Origin of the sequence: Aurantibacillus circumpalustris, from assembly GCF_029625215.1 — a bacterium.
GTDB lineage: Bacteria > Bacteroidota > Bacteroidia > B-17B0 > Aurantibacillaceae > Aurantibacillus > Aurantibacillus circumpalustris.
Genome location: NZ_CP121197.1, coordinates 1602831 through 1618452, shown reverse-complemented (window position 1 = coordinate 1618452; position 15622 = coordinate 1602831). Strand labels below are relative to the sequence as shown.

The following is a 15622-nucleotide window of genomic DNA, read 5'->3' as shown; positions in this document are numbered from 1 at the left end:
TTCTTATTTAAAATTTATATTTAAAGCTCCCTCTGTAAAATTATAAAAGGCTCCATTGCTGGTATCGGTCATGCAACTAAAAGTGCCGATAAATTTATTAACAGCGCCATTCGCAGATGTATCCGTTTCTGTGAGTTTTAAAGTGCCTCTGCCTCTAAAATACCTTCCGTCTTTTTCGTACGTAAACGAAGGGTTAGCAAAGGGAACAAGAGAGTATGTGCCTGGAGCCAAAAAACCAGAAAAACTAAAAATAACCCTATTGCTTGTTCCTTCAAAAAAATTAATACCACCCAAACCACCGCTCGAATAACTGTTTCCGCAACTGCTACAACTAAAATCAGTTCCGTTAATTTTTACGCTAATTTGATTTACGACCGGAACTGGCGTCGGTTCCGGATCTTTTTTCTTTTTGCACCCAATTAAAAAAAGAAGTGCTGCAAAAACAAGAATAGTTTTTTTCATGATAGATGAGATTTAGGAATTAAGCAAACCGGAATTGGTTCTATTTTATGTTTATTAGCTCGATTACGAGAAGTATATATTTCCATTACATGTTTTTGTCTTGCGTCTAAAGCATAGTTTTCATTATTCTCGCAATACTCCATCGCCCACTCTAATTCAGGATAAGTAGCACCAATTTGATCTTCATCGGTTCTTCCATCGGCAAAGAGTCCATCTGTAGGTCGCGCATCTTGTATACTTGAAACAACCTTGAGTTCTTTTGCAAGAGCGTAAACCTGACTTTTTGTAAGGTCTGCAATAGGACTAAGATCAACCCCGCCATCTCCATACTTAGTGAAAAATCCAATACCGAAATCTTCAATTTTATTTCCTGTTCCTGCCACCAATAAACGATAACGCGTAGCAAAAGCATACAGGGTGGTCATGCGTATACGGGCTCTGGTATTTGCCATCACTAAAAAATCTTGAATATCTGGTTTTAAAGTCTCTTCAAAACTTTCAAGTACCTTACTAAGATCAACCTTATCAGACTCAACATTTTTAAAATTACTGGTAAGCCATTCAATATGTTCGTTACTTCTTTCGAATTCGGTTTTAAATTGTCTGATGGGCATATTTAAAGCAATGACTTTTTTACCTGTCATGGCGCATAAAGTGGAAGTAACCGCGCTGTCTATTCCACCAGAAATACCGATAACGAACCCTTCTGTTTTTGATTGTTCAGAATAGTTTTTAAGCCAGTTTACAATATGTTCAATTGTTTTTTTAGAATCCATTAACGCGATGATGTTGGTAAAGTTAAGCTTTTGCTTGGGTAAATATTTGGTAAAGATACTTAAATTTGATTGTGGATTTACGCTCGATTCAGTACCAAAAAAACTCGGAAATATTGAAAAAATATTTGCCAGAACAGAGTGTGGAACAAATTGCCGAATGGATCATTAAATACGATTTTAAACTTAAAATAAAAAAAGAGCGCAGTACACGACTTGGTGATTACACGTCACCTCACGGCGGCCTCAATCACACCATCACCATCAATCACAATTTAAACAAGTATGCTTTTTTAATTACGCTTGTACATGAAATTGCTCACTTAGTAACATACAACCAATTTAAAAACTCTGTCAATCCCCATGGGAAAGAGTGGAAACAAAATTTTCAAACATTAATTCAACCTTTTTTAACGCTTGATATTTTTCCTTTGGAAGTTTTTGCTGCCTTAAGAAAATACATGCAAAACCCAGCCGCATCAAGTTGTTCAGATCTTCACTTATTAAGGACTTTAAAACTGCATGATGAAAGTTCGGATACTGTGTTTTTAGAATATCTTCCTAAAGATGCTTTGTTTTTATTTAATGGCTCAAGAATATTTCAAAAAGGAGAAAAAATTAGAAAAAGATTTAAGTGCAAAGAAATAAGCACTGGAGCCGTTTATCTTTTTAATCCTTTAGCCGAAGTCGAATTTTTTGAGGCGTCTAACGCACAATCAGCTGGGTAGCCAAAACAATATTCGATTTATTGGTTTGTTTACCTGATATTATATCCAAAAGAAGTGCAGAAGAGTTTTTTCCAATATCTTCAATAGGCTGAGAAACTGAAACTACTTTTTTGTCTGTTATATTAAAAAGTTCGATATCATCGAAACAGGCAATCTCAACATTCGAAAATTTTGAAAACTCCTTTTTCCTAAGCGCTTTTAATATAGAAACGGCGATGTGGTTATTTAGAGCGTAGATTGCATCAATATCTTGGTCTGTTTCCAACAATTCCATTAAACTTCGCTCAACATCGTCATTAATGTGATCGAAGGTAATTGACTTAACTAACTTCTCATCCTTTTTCAAACTATTTTTTGTAAGCGAAGCGTTATAACCGTTAATCCGATCTTCAATGGTACTCAAATACAAAGGCGTAATGGCAAAACATGCTATTTTTTTACACCCTTTTTTTACCAGGTGATTTATTATTTCTACAGATCCGCCGTAATTATCAATAACAACATAATTGGCGTTAAAAAGGGGAACAACCCTATCAATAAAAACGATTGGCATTTTCGAGAAACGCGCTTGGTCGTAAAAAGCAGAATTTTTAAATGTAGATGCAACAATTAATCCGTCAACGCCTTGTTGATTTATCATCATCTCAACTAAAAGCTTTTCCCTTTCCTCACTTTCATCGGTGCTACAAACCATTAAATTATATTCACTTTCAAATAAAACACTTTCAATATTTTTTGCAATAGTAGAATAAAATGGATTGGAGATATCTGTAACAATTAACCCAATAAAATAACTTTTACCGGTTCGCAACGATTTAGCAAACTTGTTAGGAGTATAGTTTAACTTCGCAATTGCGTCCAAAACCGTTGCTTGCGTTTTTTTACTAATTCCATATTGATTCCCTTTTCCATTTAAAACCATTGAAATAAGGGTCTTTGAATAACCTAATTTTTTCGACAAATCCTCTAACTGAAGTCTTCTCATAAATGTGTTTACTTTTTGGGGCAATTACTTTGGTTTTGCAGTACTAACTGGCGCAAAATTTTAGCTAAGATATTGATTTCTTTATCTTATTAAAAGGATTTAGATATTATTCTTTGAGAACATGCCAAAAACACAATTTTGGTAAATAAAGCCCTTAAAATGGTGTATAAAACACTGATTTTGATTTTTTTAAATTAATTTGGGCTTTAGGCGATATGATTTACAGCTTTCATTACATTTATCACATGAAAGTTTCTAAAATTGCTGAGAATATTATTGGCTCCGAAATTATTAAACTCGCTGCTGAGGTAAATGAAAAAATTAAACAAGGTGAGAAAATCTTTAATCTCACTATTGGAGATTTTAATCCGAAAGAATTTCCGATTCCTTCAGAATTAAAACAATATATTCTTGAAGAATACACCAATGATCAAACCAACTACCCGGCCGCAGACGGCATGCTGGAGTTAAGGCAAGCCGTTAGCAAACTTTTAAAAGAACGCGCAGGGCTTGATTACAAAACAGATGAGATCTTAATTGCCGGTGGTGCAAGACCAGTTATTTATTGCATATTCAAGGCTCTAGTGGATCCAGAAGACACAGTGTTATTTGCGACTCCATCGTGGAATAACAATCATTACACCTACTTAAATGGAGCAAAATCTATTGTGATTGAAGTAAGTCCTGAGCAAAATTTTATGCCAACAGCAGCCGACATTAAACCGCATATTGAAAAAATATCGTTTATCGCATTGTGTTCTCCGCAAAACCCAACAGGGACGGTATTTACAAAAAAGGGACTTGAAGAAATTTGCGATCTTGTTTTAGAAGAAAATAAAAAAAGGCCTGCTTCACAAAAACCGGTTTACCTGATGTATGATCAAATTTATTGGGCCCTTACACAAGATAACATCAAACATTATGACCCAGTTTCACTTAGACCAGAAATGAAAAACTATACCGTTTTTGTGGACGGCGTTTCAAAATCTTTGTCTGCTACAGGAGTGCGTGTGGGATGGAGTATGGGTCCAAAATTTATTATTGATAAAATGAAATCCATTCTTACACACGTGGGAGCCTGGGCGCCAAAAGCCGAGCAGCTGGCCTGTGCTAGATATATATCAGAATTGGATAAGTACGATACATTTATTAATGCACAAAAGAAAAAAATTAATGCGCGATTAGATGGGCTTTACCAAGGCCTAATGCAATTAAAAAAAGAAGGCTTTCAGGTGGATGCAATTAGTCCGCAAGCCGCTATATACTTGACAGTGCAATTTGCTTTGCATGGACAAAAAACCAATGACGGAAAAACGCTTGAAACAACCAAAGACGTTACCAAATATTTATTAGATGAAGCCAAACTTGCCATTGTGCCATTTTATGCCTTCGGGTCTGCTGATACTTCAAACTGGTATCGACTTTCTGTAGGGACTTGTAAACTTGAAGACGTTGAGCCTATTATTACTAATCTTAGAAATGCATTGTCGAGACTGAAGGTTTTACAAGAACTTTCGAAACAATAAAAATAAAAATCAGGTTTCAACTAGTATTTGGTTACTTTGCACTAAATGAAAACTTACAAAAATCTTTCAGGTACTTCAGGAGTTGTTGCCTATGAAATTGGCAAAACCTATATCAAAATTAAATTTGATGGTGAATCGGGTATTTATACGTTTGATTATAAAAGACCGGGGAAACAATTGGTAGAGCAAATGAAACTTCATGCTGCCAAGGGTCAAGGGCTTGGCTCTTTTATCAGTGATAAAGTTGGCGCAAATTTTTCATCAAAAAAGTAAGATGAAAAAATTAAGCGGATATCTCTTATTAATTATTGGCATCATTTTAATTCTTATTTCAATTGTTGCCTTAGTTCGTGCCTTTGATGTTTTTACCTCTTTAGATTCAACAGCCGAAAGCATTGGGTATACATTAGGCAGTATTATATTCCCTTTGTTATTAACCGTTTTAGGCAGGTGGGTGTTTAGAAAAGGAAAAGGGTTGATAAAAGAAAAGCCTCCTACACCTTAGCTGATGCATCGCTCCCGATTGCGATTTTTGTTCAATAAAACGATTCTAAAAACGTATCTTTACGCCCCATGCGCGTATTACTTACCACTTTAAATGCCAAATACATTCACACGAATTTAGCCATTCGTTTGTTGTACGAATTAAACCAAAATCACGACGGACTTGAGTGGAAAGAATTTACTATTAAAGAACCAAAAGATGATGTAGCTGAACAGTGCAGTGTGTTTAATGTAGTTGCTTTTAGCTGTTACATCTGGAACATTAGCCAAACTCTTGAAGTCTGCAAAAAAATCAAAGCCATAAATCCAAACATTAAAATTTTGTTAGGTGGACCTGAAGTGAGTTATGAATACGAAAAAGTAATCGCAAAAGATTTTATTGATTATATAATTGTTGGAGAAGGCGAAACGGGTTTTGCTGAATTTCTAAAAAACTTCCCTAATGTCGACCAAGTTCCAAATCTGGTAAGAAAAAATAAGGAACAAATAATTGCAAATCCAACGGCTCCCATGTTTGATTTAAAAAATTATTCTGAGAGCATGCCTTATCGGTTCGATAAACCTGAAGAACTTTTAAATAAGGTATTATACATTGAAACATCAAGAGGCTGTCCGTATAAATGCGAATTTTGTTTAGCGAGTCTCGATAACAAAGTACGTTATTTACCAGACGCGAGTATTAAGGCAACGCTCCTTTACATGATGCAACATGGAAAGGTGATTAAGTTTTTAGACCGAACCTTTAATATTAAACGTGATTTTACGCTTGATATATTTAAATTTATTTTAGAACACCATCGACCAGAAAATGTTTTTCAATTTGAAATAACGGCAGACATTCTTCATCCGGATATTATTCAATTTATTCACGACAATGTTCCAAAAGATTTATTTCGTTTCGAAATTGGTATTCAAACCGTAAATCAAAAAGCTAATTTAGAAGTTAGTCGCAAACAAAGTTTTGAAAAAACAAAGAGTATTATTAAACAGCTGGATTATAAGGTGGAGATGCACCTTGATTTGATTGTAGGTTTGCCTTTGGATTATTGGGAGGATATTAAATACAGTATTGAAGAAACCTTTAAATTATTTGCGCCTGAAATGCAATTGGGATTTCTTAAATTTCTCAAAGGTACCACGATGCGGAATAAAGAACAACATGAGTTTGTTTACGATCCTGAACCGCCTTACCAAATTATTCAAAGCAAATATTTAAGTAAGGAACAATTAGCAGATATTGTAAAACTCGAAAACGCTTTGGAAATTTATTGGAATAGTAAAAAAGCCACACACACATTGAGGTATGTTGCAAACCGCTACAGTATTTTTGATTTTTTATTAGGGCTCGGAAAATATTTTGGAACCATTCGTGATTACCACAAATACTCTTTAAATGATGTTTTTGAAATTGTTACTGCTTATGCGGAAAAAGAATATCCCAGCGACATTGTTTTAAAACAGCTGATTGCGATTGACTATTATCTGCATTTCAAGGTAAAGCCACAAGTTTTGTTTTTGGAAGAAATTGCAAGACCAGAAAGGAATAAATTGATTGAACATTTAAAACTCAATCATCATAAATTAAGATTTACAATCATTGAAATAAATTTTGATTTCAATCACTTTGTTGACACCGGAATTATTCAAGAAGGCAAACACCATTTTATAGCCTCTTATAATGGAACAAACAAAGCGCAAATCGTAAACCAAACAGCACTATTGGTTTCTATTTAATTAGAACCAGGTGTTATTGTGCTGGTGAAAAAATAACAATTCTGTAATTTGCATCGAGTGGTCTAGAAGGCTCGCCGCCATGAATATGCGAAGTATTTAATTTAATTAAGTTCTCGGAAATACTGTACTGAGTAAAAATATAATTCTTACCATAAGGCAAAGCATTCCATTGATCATTGAGGTCAAGGTATACTTTAACTTCTCCCTTTTCAATAACGTCTTTCGAAATTTCACCCACGTAGATTGTTGTTTCCCAGGAAAAGGTATTACTCTTAAATGTCCAGGAAAAAGTACTAACCTTTATAGGATTAATATTTATTTGTGTTAAATTACCTGCCTTCCCGGGCGTACCTGGATCTCCCTGTGGCCCCGCTACATATTTTTTACAGGCAGTAAACATAAATAAAAGCACCAAAATGGAAATTGGAATAATTGTTCGTGCTGATCTTATAGTGTACATAGCCTTAATTTATTTTTAGGTTGTATTTTTTTATTTGCATTCCTATTTGAACTCGCTTGAGTTCTTAACTCCCTGAAAGAACAACTATGCGGTATTGTGATGTAACAGGTCTCAAAGGTAATCCACCATGAATATCAACAAATTCCAAATTTACTTTACCCACCACAAAACCAAATTGTGTGAATAAATCTCCTTGAGTAAAGGGTAACTCCCACCAAGACTCATCTCTCAATACATAAGCCTTTACAACACCCTTATCCACAATATCCTGTGTAACCAGTGACGAAGAGATACTATACACCCAAGCTGAAGAATCAGCATTAGCCTTCCAATGAGTTGTAGCAATCGTAAAAATTGCACTATTACTTATAGTAGCGTTTCCACCCCCACCCGGATCACCAGGCGCACCCTTTGGTCCGGGAATTTCTTCTTTTTTACACGATGTTAAAATCAAACAAAAAAACACGGTGCTTAAAATAAAAAACCTTGTTAAAATTGCAGTGTGTTTCATAAGAAGATTTTAAATTAATTTGTGCTAAGTAAAGCAATTATTGTACCAAAAATGAAAAATTAACAAACTGAATCGTTATTCGGAAGGATTTTAGTAACCTTACTTTTATATTTGAAAATTAATTTTATAACATGAAAAAAGACGCGAGAATAGATGCATACATAACAAAGTCTGCCAATTTTGCAAAACCCATTCTCATTCATTTCCGCATGCTCGTCCACAAGGCCTGTCCCTTAGTTGAAGAAACTGTTAAATGGGGTTTTCCACACTTTGATTACCAAAATGGTCCCTTGTGCGGCATTGCTTCATTTAAACAGCACTGTGCTATTGGTTTCTGGAAAGCCGCTCTGATGAAAGATTCAAAAACGCTTATTGGGATGGCTAAAACCGAAAAGGCTATGGGGCATTTAGGTAGAATCACTTCTTTAAAAGACCTTCCAAAAGACTCTGTATTGATCAAGTACATAAAAAACGCCATGAAGCTTAATGAGCAAGGCATTAAATTATCCCCTAAAACAAAACAAGCAAAAACGAAAGAACTTATTATTCCTGATTATTTTACAAAGACCCTTGGCAAAAACAAAAAAGCATTAAAAACATTTGAAGCTTTTAGCCCGACCAATAAAAAAGAATACGTGCTTTGGGTTACAGAAGCCAAAACGGAAGAAACCCGAAATACAAGACTCGCAACCGCCATAGAATGGATGAGTGAAGGAAAAATACGCAATTGGAAATACGTAAAAAAATAAGAATACTGTTTTTAGTTCAAACATCCAGAGCCAATAATAATGAATAAAAATAAAATCAAAAAGATAGAGGAGTTTTTTTCTAACACAGACTTTTCCAGCGAGCATAATGATAGAAGGGAATTCGAAAACTGCGAATTTAAAACTTGTACATTTCATGATCTATCACATTTGATTTTTAGGGACTGTGTTTTTAAAAATACAAACCTCAGTAACTTAAAGACTAACCAATCTATTTTCCAAAACTGTTGGTTTATAGATTGTAAATTACTTGGATTGAATTTTGCAAACGCTAAAGATTTTGGATTTGAAGTCCATTTTGAAAATTGCAATTTAGATTATGCCTCTTTCGACAAAAAGAAAATGAATAGCAGTACTTTTAAAGCCTGCAAAATTCATAATGGAAACTTTACGCAGGCAGATCTTTCAAAAAGCAAGCTTGATAATTGTGATTTCTATGAGGCCTTGTTTTCAAATACAAATTTAAGCGGTGTTGATTTAAGAAGCTGTCATAATTTTATTATAGACCCCGAATTAAATAAAATTAGAAGAGCGAAATTTATGCTTAGCAGCTTGCCGTCATTACTTCAGCGTTATGAAATTATTGTCGAAAATTCTTAAACTTTCCAACCTCCTTTTTACTAAATTAGCTTTATGAAAAACAATCGCTTCTTTTTATTTACGGCATTAACTATTGTTATGATGTCACTAATTATTGCTTGTGCAAAAGAAACGAACGAACCTGAAGAAGAACCGCCTGTTGCCTCACAAGTTAAATTTACCTGGTCAATAAATGGAGGATCCACAATTGATGCAAGCGACGGTTACTGTATTTCTGCTTACAACGAGATTATAGCTATAAAAACAGGTGCTACAGCAATTGATATTATTTTAGAAGATCTAAACAAGGGCTCGCACGCGATTTCTCCAGCAAATGGCATTACTTTAGAGTACAATAATGGCTCTGCAAACTTTAACGGCAAATCAGGCTCTGTAACCATAACAGAAAATTCGGGAACTACACTTGCAGGAACTTTTAACTGTTCTTTAGATGGAAACGGAGGCTCACTTACAGGGCAGTTTAGCAATCTTCCTAAAAAATAAAGCTCTAATTTTTATCTTAATTAACATTAGTTTTGTCAATTAATACTGAACTTTAGACAACAAAAATTGTTTTAAAAACGTGTCAGGATATAGATTCAAAAATTTTCTAGCCGATCCAAAATCTAAGTTTGATGAATTGTTTACTATTTTTAAACAGCTCATAACGCATACTAGTGGAGATGTTGAAGAGGCGCTTGATTGGTTTAAACAACTTGACAAAGAATACGAGCTTACCAACAACGATTATACCTTTGATGATTTTGTGAACGATTTAAAAAAGCGTGGTTACCTGAAAGAAAAAAAAGATGGGACAGGTGGTTTATCGATTACACCAAAAACGGAACAAGCTATTCGTTCCAATGCACTAGAACACATTTTCGGGAAACTAAAAAAGGGCGCGCCAGGAAACCACAAAACAAAGTTTACTGGTAAAAATGGTGAAGAAATAAGCATGGATTTGAGAGCTTATGAATTTGGTGATTCCCCGCAAAGTATTTCAATGATTGAATCGTTGAAGCAGGCGCAGATTAATCACGGCCTTGATAATTTTCATCTTACTGAAAATGATCTTTTGGTGGGCGAACAAGAATTTAAAACACAAACAGCAACTGTTTTAATGATTGACATTAGCCATAGCATGATACTTTATGGAGAAGATAGAATTACTCCTGCAAAAATGGTAGCAATGGCTATGGCCGAAATGGTAAAACGAAATTATCCTAAAGACAGTCTTGATATCATTGTTTTTGGAGATGATGCCTGGCCAATTCAGTTGAAAGATCTTCCTTATTTACAAGTGGGTCCTTATCACACGAATACGGTTGCAGGGCTTGAACTAGCCATGTCGATTCTTAGAAAAAAGAAAGCCACTAACAAACATATTTTTATGATCACAGATGGTAAGCCGTCTTGTATAAAAGAAAATGGAACCTACTATAAAAACAGTAATGGCTTAGATCGTCGCATTGTAAATAAATGTTTAACACTTGCTGCTTCTTGTAAACGAAGCAAAATTGAAGTAACTACTTTTATGGTTGCAAGCGATAATTATTTAAAAAGTTTTATAGATGAATTTACAGAAGCCAATCAAGGAAAAGCTTATTTTACAGGACTTAAAGGACTTGGTGAAATGATTTTTAGAGATTATACAAATAAAAAGAGTAAAAAAATTTAATCGTCTTAAACGGGTAACACGAAATAAAAAATTAGGCTATGAGTCAACCAAAAATAAAAACGCTTGGAGAATTAAAAAAATCGGGATACAAATTTTTAAGTATTAAAGATGAGTTACGCGAAAATCTAATCACCAAACTTAAAAAGAACGAAGAAATTTTTGAAGGTATTTTCGGTTACGAAGAAACCGTAATACCTGAATTGCAGCGCGCCATTTTAAGCCGTCACAATATTTTGTTTTTAGGATTAAGAGGTCAGGCCAAAACAAAAATGGCAAGGCAATTGGTGAATTTACTCGATGAATACATTCCGGTTATTGCCGGAAGTCCTTTAAACGACGACCCTTTGCAGCCCATCTCTAATTTTGCGAAAAAACTTATTGCAGAGAAAAAAGATGAAACACCAATAAGCTGGATACACAGAGCCGATCGTTTCGCAGAAAAACTCGCAACACCCGATGTAAGTGTAGCTGATTTAATTGGTGATCTTGATCCTATTAAAGCTGCTAATTTAAAATTGTCTTTTTCAGACGAAAACGTGATTCATTACGGACTCATTCCGCGCAGTAACCGTTTTATTTTTGTTATTAATGAACTTCCCGATTTACAGGCGCGTCTGCAAGTTGCACTATTTAATATTTTGCAAGAAGGCGATGTGCAGATAAGAGGTTTTAATTTGAGAATTCCTTTAGATCTTCAATTTGTATTCACCGCCAATCCAGAAGATTATACCAATCGTGGAAGCATTGTAACCCCATTAAAAGACAGAATTGGTTCACAGATATTGACCCATTATCCAAAATCAGTTGAATATTCTAAACAAATTACGCAGGATCAAGCACGTTTAAATAAGGAGCAACAAAAAATTGAAGTTCCTGAAATTCTAAAAAACCTTGTTGAACAAATAGCTATTGAAGCGAGAACCAGTGAGTTTGTGGATTCAAAAAGTGGTGTGAGTGCACGTTTAACAATAAGTGCTTACGAGAGTTTAATTAGTACTGCGGAATTACGTTTCTTAAACAATAAACAACCTTACACTTTTGCACGTATCAGCGACCTTTATGGTGCTATTCCTGCCATAAACGGAAAAATTGAGTTGGTGTATGAAGGCGAACAAGAAGGTCCCGCCGTGATTGCGCAAAATTTAATTAGCCTAGCCATTCGCAATTTATTTATTCAGTTATTTCCTGATCCTGCAAAACTAAAACGTAAAAAAGAAGCTTCTGAATACACCGAAATCGTAGAATGGTTTTCGCAAAATAATATACTCGACTTACTTGATAAAGAAAAAGACGAGGTGTATACTTCGGCATTAAATTTTGTAGAAGGATTGGAAGAACTTGTATCGAAATACTACCCTAAACTAAAAGGTGCCGAAAAAATTACTCTTATGGAATTCGTTCTTCACGGCTTAGCAGAACATTCTCTGCTTAGCAAAAACAAGCTGGTGGAAGGTGTAAGTTTCAAAGATTATTTTGGATCCTTAATGAATCAAAATTTAAATTTTGATAAAGAGGATAATTTCTAGAATAAATATTCTTTCAAATTATTTTAATAAGGAAAAGAAATTTTTCTGATTGAGTTTATCGCGAAAAGCCAACAGATTTACTTGACTTAAAACTGTTTTTAAGTCCGAGCATTTTAATAGCCGTAACTGCGGCTTCATCGCCTTTGTTGCCGTGCTTTCCTCCTGCTCTATCAATAGCTTGTTGTTGATTATTAGGTGTAAGCACACCAAAAATAACAGGGATATTGTATTTTATATTTAAGTCTGTAATGCCTTTGGCCACTGCATCACAAATAAAATCAAAATGACGTGTTTCGCCCTGAATAACACAGCCTAAGCAAATTATAGCATCTACATTTGAATACTCTGCTAAGTATTGTGCACCTAAGGTTAGCTCAAAACTACCTGGGACTTCTTTAATAATAATGTTTTCGCTAAGGGCGCCATTCTGTACGAGTGTTTTTACGGCGCCATCTTTTAAAGCATTGGTGATTTCGTAATTCCATTCAGAATAAACGACACCAAACTTGAACGTTTTCGCATCCGGAATATTACTTCCTTCTACATCCGATAAATTTTTATTTACACTGCTCATCTTATTCTAAACTAAAAAGTCTGCGTAAAAGCAGACTTCTTATTATTATTTTAATGATTATTATAGATTTCCTTCAGCTTTTACTTTAGCGATATTTTTATCAATATCCTGAGCTTCAGCAGATTTAGGAAATTCCTTTCTAATTCTTTCGTAATTATTTAAGGCTTCAGAAAAATTTCCATTTAATTCATTTGCAAATCCAGCTTTCTTCAAATAAAGTGGGCTAGTAAATCCATTCTCGCTTTTGTTTGCGGCTTTTGAATAATACTTTACAGCTTCGTCTATGCGATTTAATTCCATGTTACAATCGCCAATAGCACCAATTGCAATCGGAGCAATTGTAGCATCATTACCATCGTATTTTCCTAAAAACTCAATTGCTTTCTCAAAGTTACCGGTACGTAAATAACAAATACCGGCATAATAATTTGCAAGGCTTCCTGTTTTAGTCATGCTATATTCTTCAGCGATTTGTTCAAAGCCTTTCATTTGTTTTTGACCATCCGCAGACATTACCATAGCACCACCTTTAACTGCCATATTAAAACTGTCCCTTTGAAAAAGGTTTTCAGCCCAAAAAATTTCGTTAACCGCTTCCTTTTCTTGTTCAGGTAAATAATATAATTTGAAAAAGCAAAATGCTCCAATTAGCACTAAAAGTCCACCACCTAAGTAGGTAACCATCTTCTTATTTTGCTCATAAAACAACTGAATCCCTTGTAAGCTTGGGTCAATTGGTCGTTTTGTTTCAACTGTTTCTTCTACTTGATTTTGTTCGTTATTATCAACAGTAGTTTCTTCTTTTAAATCAGCCATTTGTACTTAAAAATTAGTCTGCGAAGATAGCACTTTTTCTGTTAAATCAGAATTTGGATACCCTAAAGCGTTAAAAAATAAGCGTATTTTTGTAAAAATCATGTTTTTAAAGCAATTATCTCTCATAAACTTCAAAAATCACTCAGAATTTGAGGCAAAATTCTCTGAAAAGATCAACTGTTTTGTGGGAAATAATGGCATTGGGAAAACCAATCTCTTAGACGCTATTCATTACCTGTCGTTTTGTAAGAGCTTTTTTACTGCTATTGATAGCCAGAACATAAAACACAACGAGGGTTTTTTTGTAATCCAGGGCTTTTTTGATAAAGTTGGGGAACAAAGTGAGGTTTATTGCGGTATAAAACGGAATCAAAAAAAAATATTCAAGAAAAATAAAAAGGAATACGATCGTTTAAGTGAACATATTGGTCAATTTCCATTAGTAATGATTTCGCCAAGTGATTCTGATCTTATTAACGACAGCAGTGAAGCAAGACGTAAATTTTTGGATGGAATTATTTCTCAATACGATAAGGTTTACCTCGACAAACTCATTTCATACAATCAGGTTTTAAAACAGCGCAATGCCTTACTAAAACATTTTTACGAGACAAGGAGCTTTGATTCGGAAACGCTTGAAATTTGGGACGAACAGCTTGTGATGTACGGAAGAAGTATTCTAGAAATACGTATCGAATTTTTAAAACAATTTATTCCCTTATTTAATTCCTATTATAAATTTATAAGCGAAAGCAAAGAAGAAGTTGCCATACATTATGAAAATAGTTTGGGAGAAAAAGATTATAAAACAGGCCTTCTTACCACATTGGCAAGAGATAGGGCTGTTAATTATACAACTGTTGGTCCGCACAAAGATGACCTCGATTTTAAACTGAATAATTTTAGTCTTAAAAAATATGCCTCACAGGGTCAACAAAAATCTTTTTTATTGGCGCTAAAGCTTGCGCAATTTGAATTTATAAAAAACCAAAAAAATACAAAGCCCCTTTTATTATTGGATGACGTGTATGATAAACTCGATGAAGCGCGCTTTACCAAATTACTTGAAATGGTAAGTAGTGATAAATTCGGTCAGGTTTTTATTACAGATACCCACGCCGATAGAATGAATGAATTATTAAACCAAAAAAAAATAGAACACCGTATATTTATGGTGGATAATAATTTGATCAACTCCCTAACAGAACCTTCACACTAAAACCCTAAAACATGACACATATGTTAGCTACAAAAACAAAGTCACTAAATTTAAAATATACCAAAGTCTTTCTTTTGGCTCTAGTGCTACTTTGCGCGAATACGTCTTATTCACAAATTTATTTAGCGGGTACTGAAACTGAAAGTTATCCTGACTCGATAAAATTTTTAAAACTACCTGTCATTAAAAAATACTCTTTAGAAAATTACCAAGGAGACTACCTCGACTCGCTTACAGAACCAAAAGGATCTATTTTAAAAGTTAGTTTTTTAAACCCTAATCCAGGAATTTATTTCGTGCAAAAAGTAAAAGATTATTTTCTACTCTATAAAATAATGGCTGACACCCCTGATCGTTTAAAATTTAAGAGAATGGATTTTAATGGTAAAGGTAAAAATGAACTGTTAATCGATTATGAAAGAGGCGATGGACGTTTTCATTCTGCAGACAAAAATGGCCTTGAGGGTGGTTTTGCCTCTTATGAAAAAGGATTTTTAATTCTTGACTTAGATTCAATGAATATTCTTGCTCATTTCGACCATTATTTCAGTCAACAAAATTGGGTTGGCAAAGAGAAAGGCGATGCTGTTTGTCACAACTTTATTCCTGAAATTACAAAAGGCGAAATTTGTTTTAAGCAAAGCAATATTTGCAACTCAAATAAAGAAGACATAAAATTAAAAATAGAAACGCCTGCGAAGATCTGCTATAAGGTATCAGAATCTTCTTTGATGTTTAACAGGAATACTAGTAAGTAAGCTTCGTTTAAATCTTAGCGAT

19 protein-coding genes are annotated in these 15622 nt (G+C 34.2%); 12 read left to right on the top strand and 7 right to left on the bottom strand.

Annotated elements, in window-relative coordinates:
* Positions 1 to 3: 3 nt before the first annotated feature.
* Positions 4 to 462, bottom strand: coding sequence for a hypothetical protein (locus P2086_RS06780; RefSeq protein WP_317899688.1), 459 nt, complete (start codon positions 460 to 462; stop codon positions 4 to 6).
* The gene (gene nadE / locus P2086_RS06775) at positions 459 to 1238 is read right to left on the bottom strand and encodes an NAD(+) synthase (RefSeq protein ID WP_317899687.1); all 780 of its coding nucleotides are present in this window, start codon (positions 1236 to 1238) and stop codon (positions 459 to 461) included. Before nadE ends, P2086_RS06780 begins: the two co-directional genes overlap by 4 nt.
* Before the next feature lie 113 nt (positions 1239 to 1351).
* Here nadE and P2086_RS06770 point away from each other — a divergent pair, with 113 nt between their 5' ends.
* A complete protein-coding gene (locus tag P2086_RS06770) occupies positions 1352 to 1963 on the top strand; it encodes a SprT-like domain-containing protein (RefSeq protein WP_317899686.1) in 612 nt (203 codons plus the stop codon).
* Here P2086_RS06770 and P2086_RS06765 read toward each other — a convergent pair.
* Positions 1941 to 2948, bottom strand: coding sequence for a LacI family DNA-binding transcriptional regulator (locus tag P2086_RS06765; RefSeq protein ID WP_317899685.1), 1008 nt, complete (start codon positions 2946 to 2948; stop codon positions 1941 to 1943). The two genes, P2086_RS06770 and P2086_RS06765, sit on opposite strands and share 23 nt — an antisense overlap.
* A 245-nt stretch (positions 2949 to 3193) precedes the next feature.
* Here P2086_RS06765 and P2086_RS06760 point away from each other — a divergent pair, with 245 nt between their 5' ends.
* The 4 genes from P2086_RS06760 (at position 3194) to P2086_RS06745 (ending at position 6712) form a co-directional block, all read left to right on the top strand.
* Entirely contained in the window at positions 3194 to 4474 is a 1281-nt protein-coding gene (locus P2086_RS06760; RefSeq protein ID WP_317899684.1) for a pyridoxal phosphate-dependent aminotransferase, read from the top strand.
* 45 nt (positions 4475 to 4519) lie between these two features.
* A complete protein-coding gene (locus P2086_RS06755; RefSeq protein WP_317899683.1) occupies positions 4520 to 4747 on the top strand; it encodes a hypothetical protein in 228 nt (75 codons plus the stop codon).
* A 1-nt stretch (position 4748) separates the two neighbouring features.
* Positions 4749 to 4979, top strand: a complete 231-nt coding sequence (locus P2086_RS06750; protein ID WP_317899682.1) for a hypothetical protein — start codon at positions 4749 to 4751, stop codon at positions 4977 to 4979.
* A gap of 68 nt (positions 4980 to 5047) precedes the next feature.
* Entirely contained in the window at positions 5048 to 6712 is a 1665-nt protein-coding gene (locus P2086_RS06745; protein ID WP_317899681.1) for a B12-binding domain-containing radical SAM protein, read from the top strand.
* A 13-nt stretch (positions 6713 to 6725) separates the two neighbouring features.
* Here P2086_RS06745 and P2086_RS06740 read toward each other — a convergent pair whose 3' ends face one another.
* The gene (locus P2086_RS06740; RefSeq protein WP_317899680.1) at positions 6726 to 7172 is read right to left on the bottom strand and encodes a hypothetical protein; all 447 of its coding nucleotides are present in this window, start codon (positions 7170 to 7172) and stop codon (positions 6726 to 6728) included.
* A gap of 64 nt (positions 7173 to 7236) precedes the next feature.
* Positions 7237 to 7683 (bottom strand): hypothetical protein, encoded by a 447-nt coding sequence (locus P2086_RS06735; RefSeq protein WP_317899679.1) that lies wholly within the window; start codon positions 7681 to 7683, stop codon positions 7237 to 7239.
* Positions 7684 to 7814: 131 nt separating this feature from the next.
* Between P2086_RS06735 and P2086_RS06730 the strand changes: the two genes are divergently transcribed.
* From P2086_RS06730 to P2086_RS06710, 5 genes are all read left to right on the top strand, one after another.
* The gene (locus P2086_RS06730) at positions 7815 to 8432 is read left to right on the top strand and encodes a YdeI/OmpD-associated family protein (protein WP_317899678.1); all 618 of its coding nucleotides are present in this window, start codon (positions 7815 to 7817) and stop codon (positions 8430 to 8432) included.
* Positions 8433 to 8705: 273 nt separating this feature from the next.
* Positions 8706 to 9050, top strand: coding sequence for a pentapeptide repeat-containing protein (locus P2086_RS06725; protein ID WP_317899677.1), 345 nt, complete (start codon positions 8706 to 8708; stop codon positions 9048 to 9050).
* Between the two features lie 33 nt (positions 9051 to 9083).
* Complete coding sequence (locus P2086_RS06720) at positions 9084 to 9533, top strand: hypothetical protein (protein WP_317899676.1); 450 nt, start codon at positions 9084 to 9086, stop codon at positions 9531 to 9533.
* A gap of 79 nt (positions 9534 to 9612) precedes the next feature.
* Positions 9613 to 10707 carry a vWA domain-containing protein gene (locus P2086_RS06715; RefSeq protein ID WP_317899675.1) on the top strand — a complete coding sequence of 365 codons (1095 nt, stop codon included), beginning with the start codon at positions 9613 to 9615 and terminating at the stop codon, positions 10705 to 10707.
* 38 nt (positions 10708 to 10745) lie between these two features.
* Positions 10746 to 12233, top strand: coding sequence for a magnesium chelatase ATPase subunit I (locus P2086_RS06710; RefSeq protein WP_317899674.1), 1488 nt, complete (start codon positions 10746 to 10748; stop codon positions 12231 to 12233).
* A 55-nt stretch (positions 12234 to 12288) separates the two neighbouring features.
* Here P2086_RS06710 and ribH read toward each other — a convergent pair whose 3' ends face one another.
* Both ribH and P2086_RS06700 read right to left on the bottom strand, forming a co-directional pair.
* A complete protein-coding gene (ribH, locus tag P2086_RS06705; RefSeq protein ID WP_317899673.1) occupies positions 12289 to 12807 on the bottom strand; it encodes a 6,7-dimethyl-8-ribityllumazine synthase in 519 nt (172 codons plus the stop codon).
* A 60-nt stretch (positions 12808 to 12867) separates the two neighbouring features.
* Positions 12868 to 13623 (bottom strand): tetratricopeptide repeat protein, encoded by a 756-nt coding sequence (locus tag P2086_RS06700; RefSeq protein WP_317899672.1) that lies wholly within the window; start codon positions 13621 to 13623, stop codon positions 12868 to 12870.
* Positions 13624 to 13723: 100 nt separating this feature from the next.
* On the opposite strand from P2086_RS06700, the gene recF reads away from it, so the two are divergent.
* Both recF and P2086_RS06690 read left to right on the top strand, forming a co-directional pair.
* On the top strand, positions 13724 to 14842 hold the full coding sequence (recF, locus tag P2086_RS06695; protein WP_317899671.1) for a DNA replication/repair protein RecF: 1119 nt from the start codon (positions 13724 to 13726) through the stop codon (positions 14840 to 14842).
* Between the two features lie 11 nt (positions 14843 to 14853).
* Entirely contained in the window at positions 14854 to 15600 is a 747-nt protein-coding gene (locus tag P2086_RS06690) for a hypothetical protein (protein WP_317899670.1), read from the top strand.
* Positions 15601 to 15622 lie beyond the last annotated feature (22 nt).

Excerpts from the sequence above, each read along its gene's own strand:
- ribH (WP_317899673.1), bottom strand. The coding sequence starts at position 12,807 with ATGAGCAGTGTAAATAAAAATTTATCGGATGTAGAAGGAAGTAATATT.
- recF (WP_317899671.1), top strand. The coding sequence starts at position 13,724 with ATGTTTTTAAAGCAATTATCTCTCATAAACTTCAAAAATCACTCAGAA.
- P2086_RS06690 (WP_317899670.1), top strand. The coding sequence starts at position 14,854 with ATGACACATATGTTAGCTACAAAAACAAAGTCACTAAATTTAAAATAT.
- P2086_RS06730 (WP_317899678.1), top strand. The coding sequence starts at position 7,815 with ATGAAAAAAGACGCGAGAATAGATGCATACATAACAAAGTCTGCCAAT.
- P2086_RS06755 (WP_317899683.1), top strand. The coding sequence starts at position 4,520 with ATGAAAACTTACAAAAATCTTTCAGGTACTTCAGGAGTTGTTGCCTAT.
- P2086_RS06720 (WP_317899676.1), top strand. The coding sequence starts at position 9,084 with ATGAAAAACAATCGCTTCTTTTTATTTACGGCATTAACTATTGTTATG.
- P2086_RS06735 (WP_317899679.1), bottom strand. The coding sequence starts at position 7,683 with ATGAAACACACTGCAATTTTAACAAGGTTTTTTATTTTAAGCACCGTG.
- P2086_RS06745 (WP_317899681.1), top strand. The coding sequence starts at position 5,048 with ATGCGCGTATTACTTACCACTTTAAATGCCAAATACATTCACACGAAT.
- P2086_RS06760 (WP_317899684.1), top strand. The coding sequence starts at position 3,194 with ATGAAAGTTTCTAAAATTGCTGAGAATATTATTGGCTCCGAAATTATT.
- P2086_RS06700 (WP_317899672.1), bottom strand. The coding sequence starts at position 13,623 with ATGGCTGATTTAAAAGAAGAAACTACTGTTGATAATAACGAACAAAAT.
- nadE (WP_317899687.1), bottom strand. The coding sequence starts at position 1,238 with ATGGATTCTAAAAAAACAATTGAACATATTGTAAACTGGCTTAAAAAC.
- P2086_RS06765 (WP_317899685.1), bottom strand. The coding sequence starts at position 2,948 with ATGAGAAGACTTCAGTTAGAGGATTTGTCGAAAAAATTAGGTTATTCA.
- P2086_RS06750 (WP_317899682.1), top strand. The coding sequence starts at position 4,749 with ATGAAAAAATTAAGCGGATATCTCTTATTAATTATTGGCATCATTTTA.
- P2086_RS06710 (WP_317899674.1), top strand. The coding sequence starts at position 10,746 with ATGAGTCAACCAAAAATAAAAACGCTTGGAGAATTAAAAAAATCGGGA.
- P2086_RS06740 (WP_317899680.1), bottom strand. The coding sequence starts at position 7,172 with ATGTACACTATAAGATCAGCACGAACAATTATTCCAATTTCCATTTTG.
- P2086_RS06780 (WP_317899688.1), bottom strand. The coding sequence starts at position 462 with ATGAAAAAAACTATTCTTGTTTTTGCAGCACTTCTTTTTTTAATTGGG.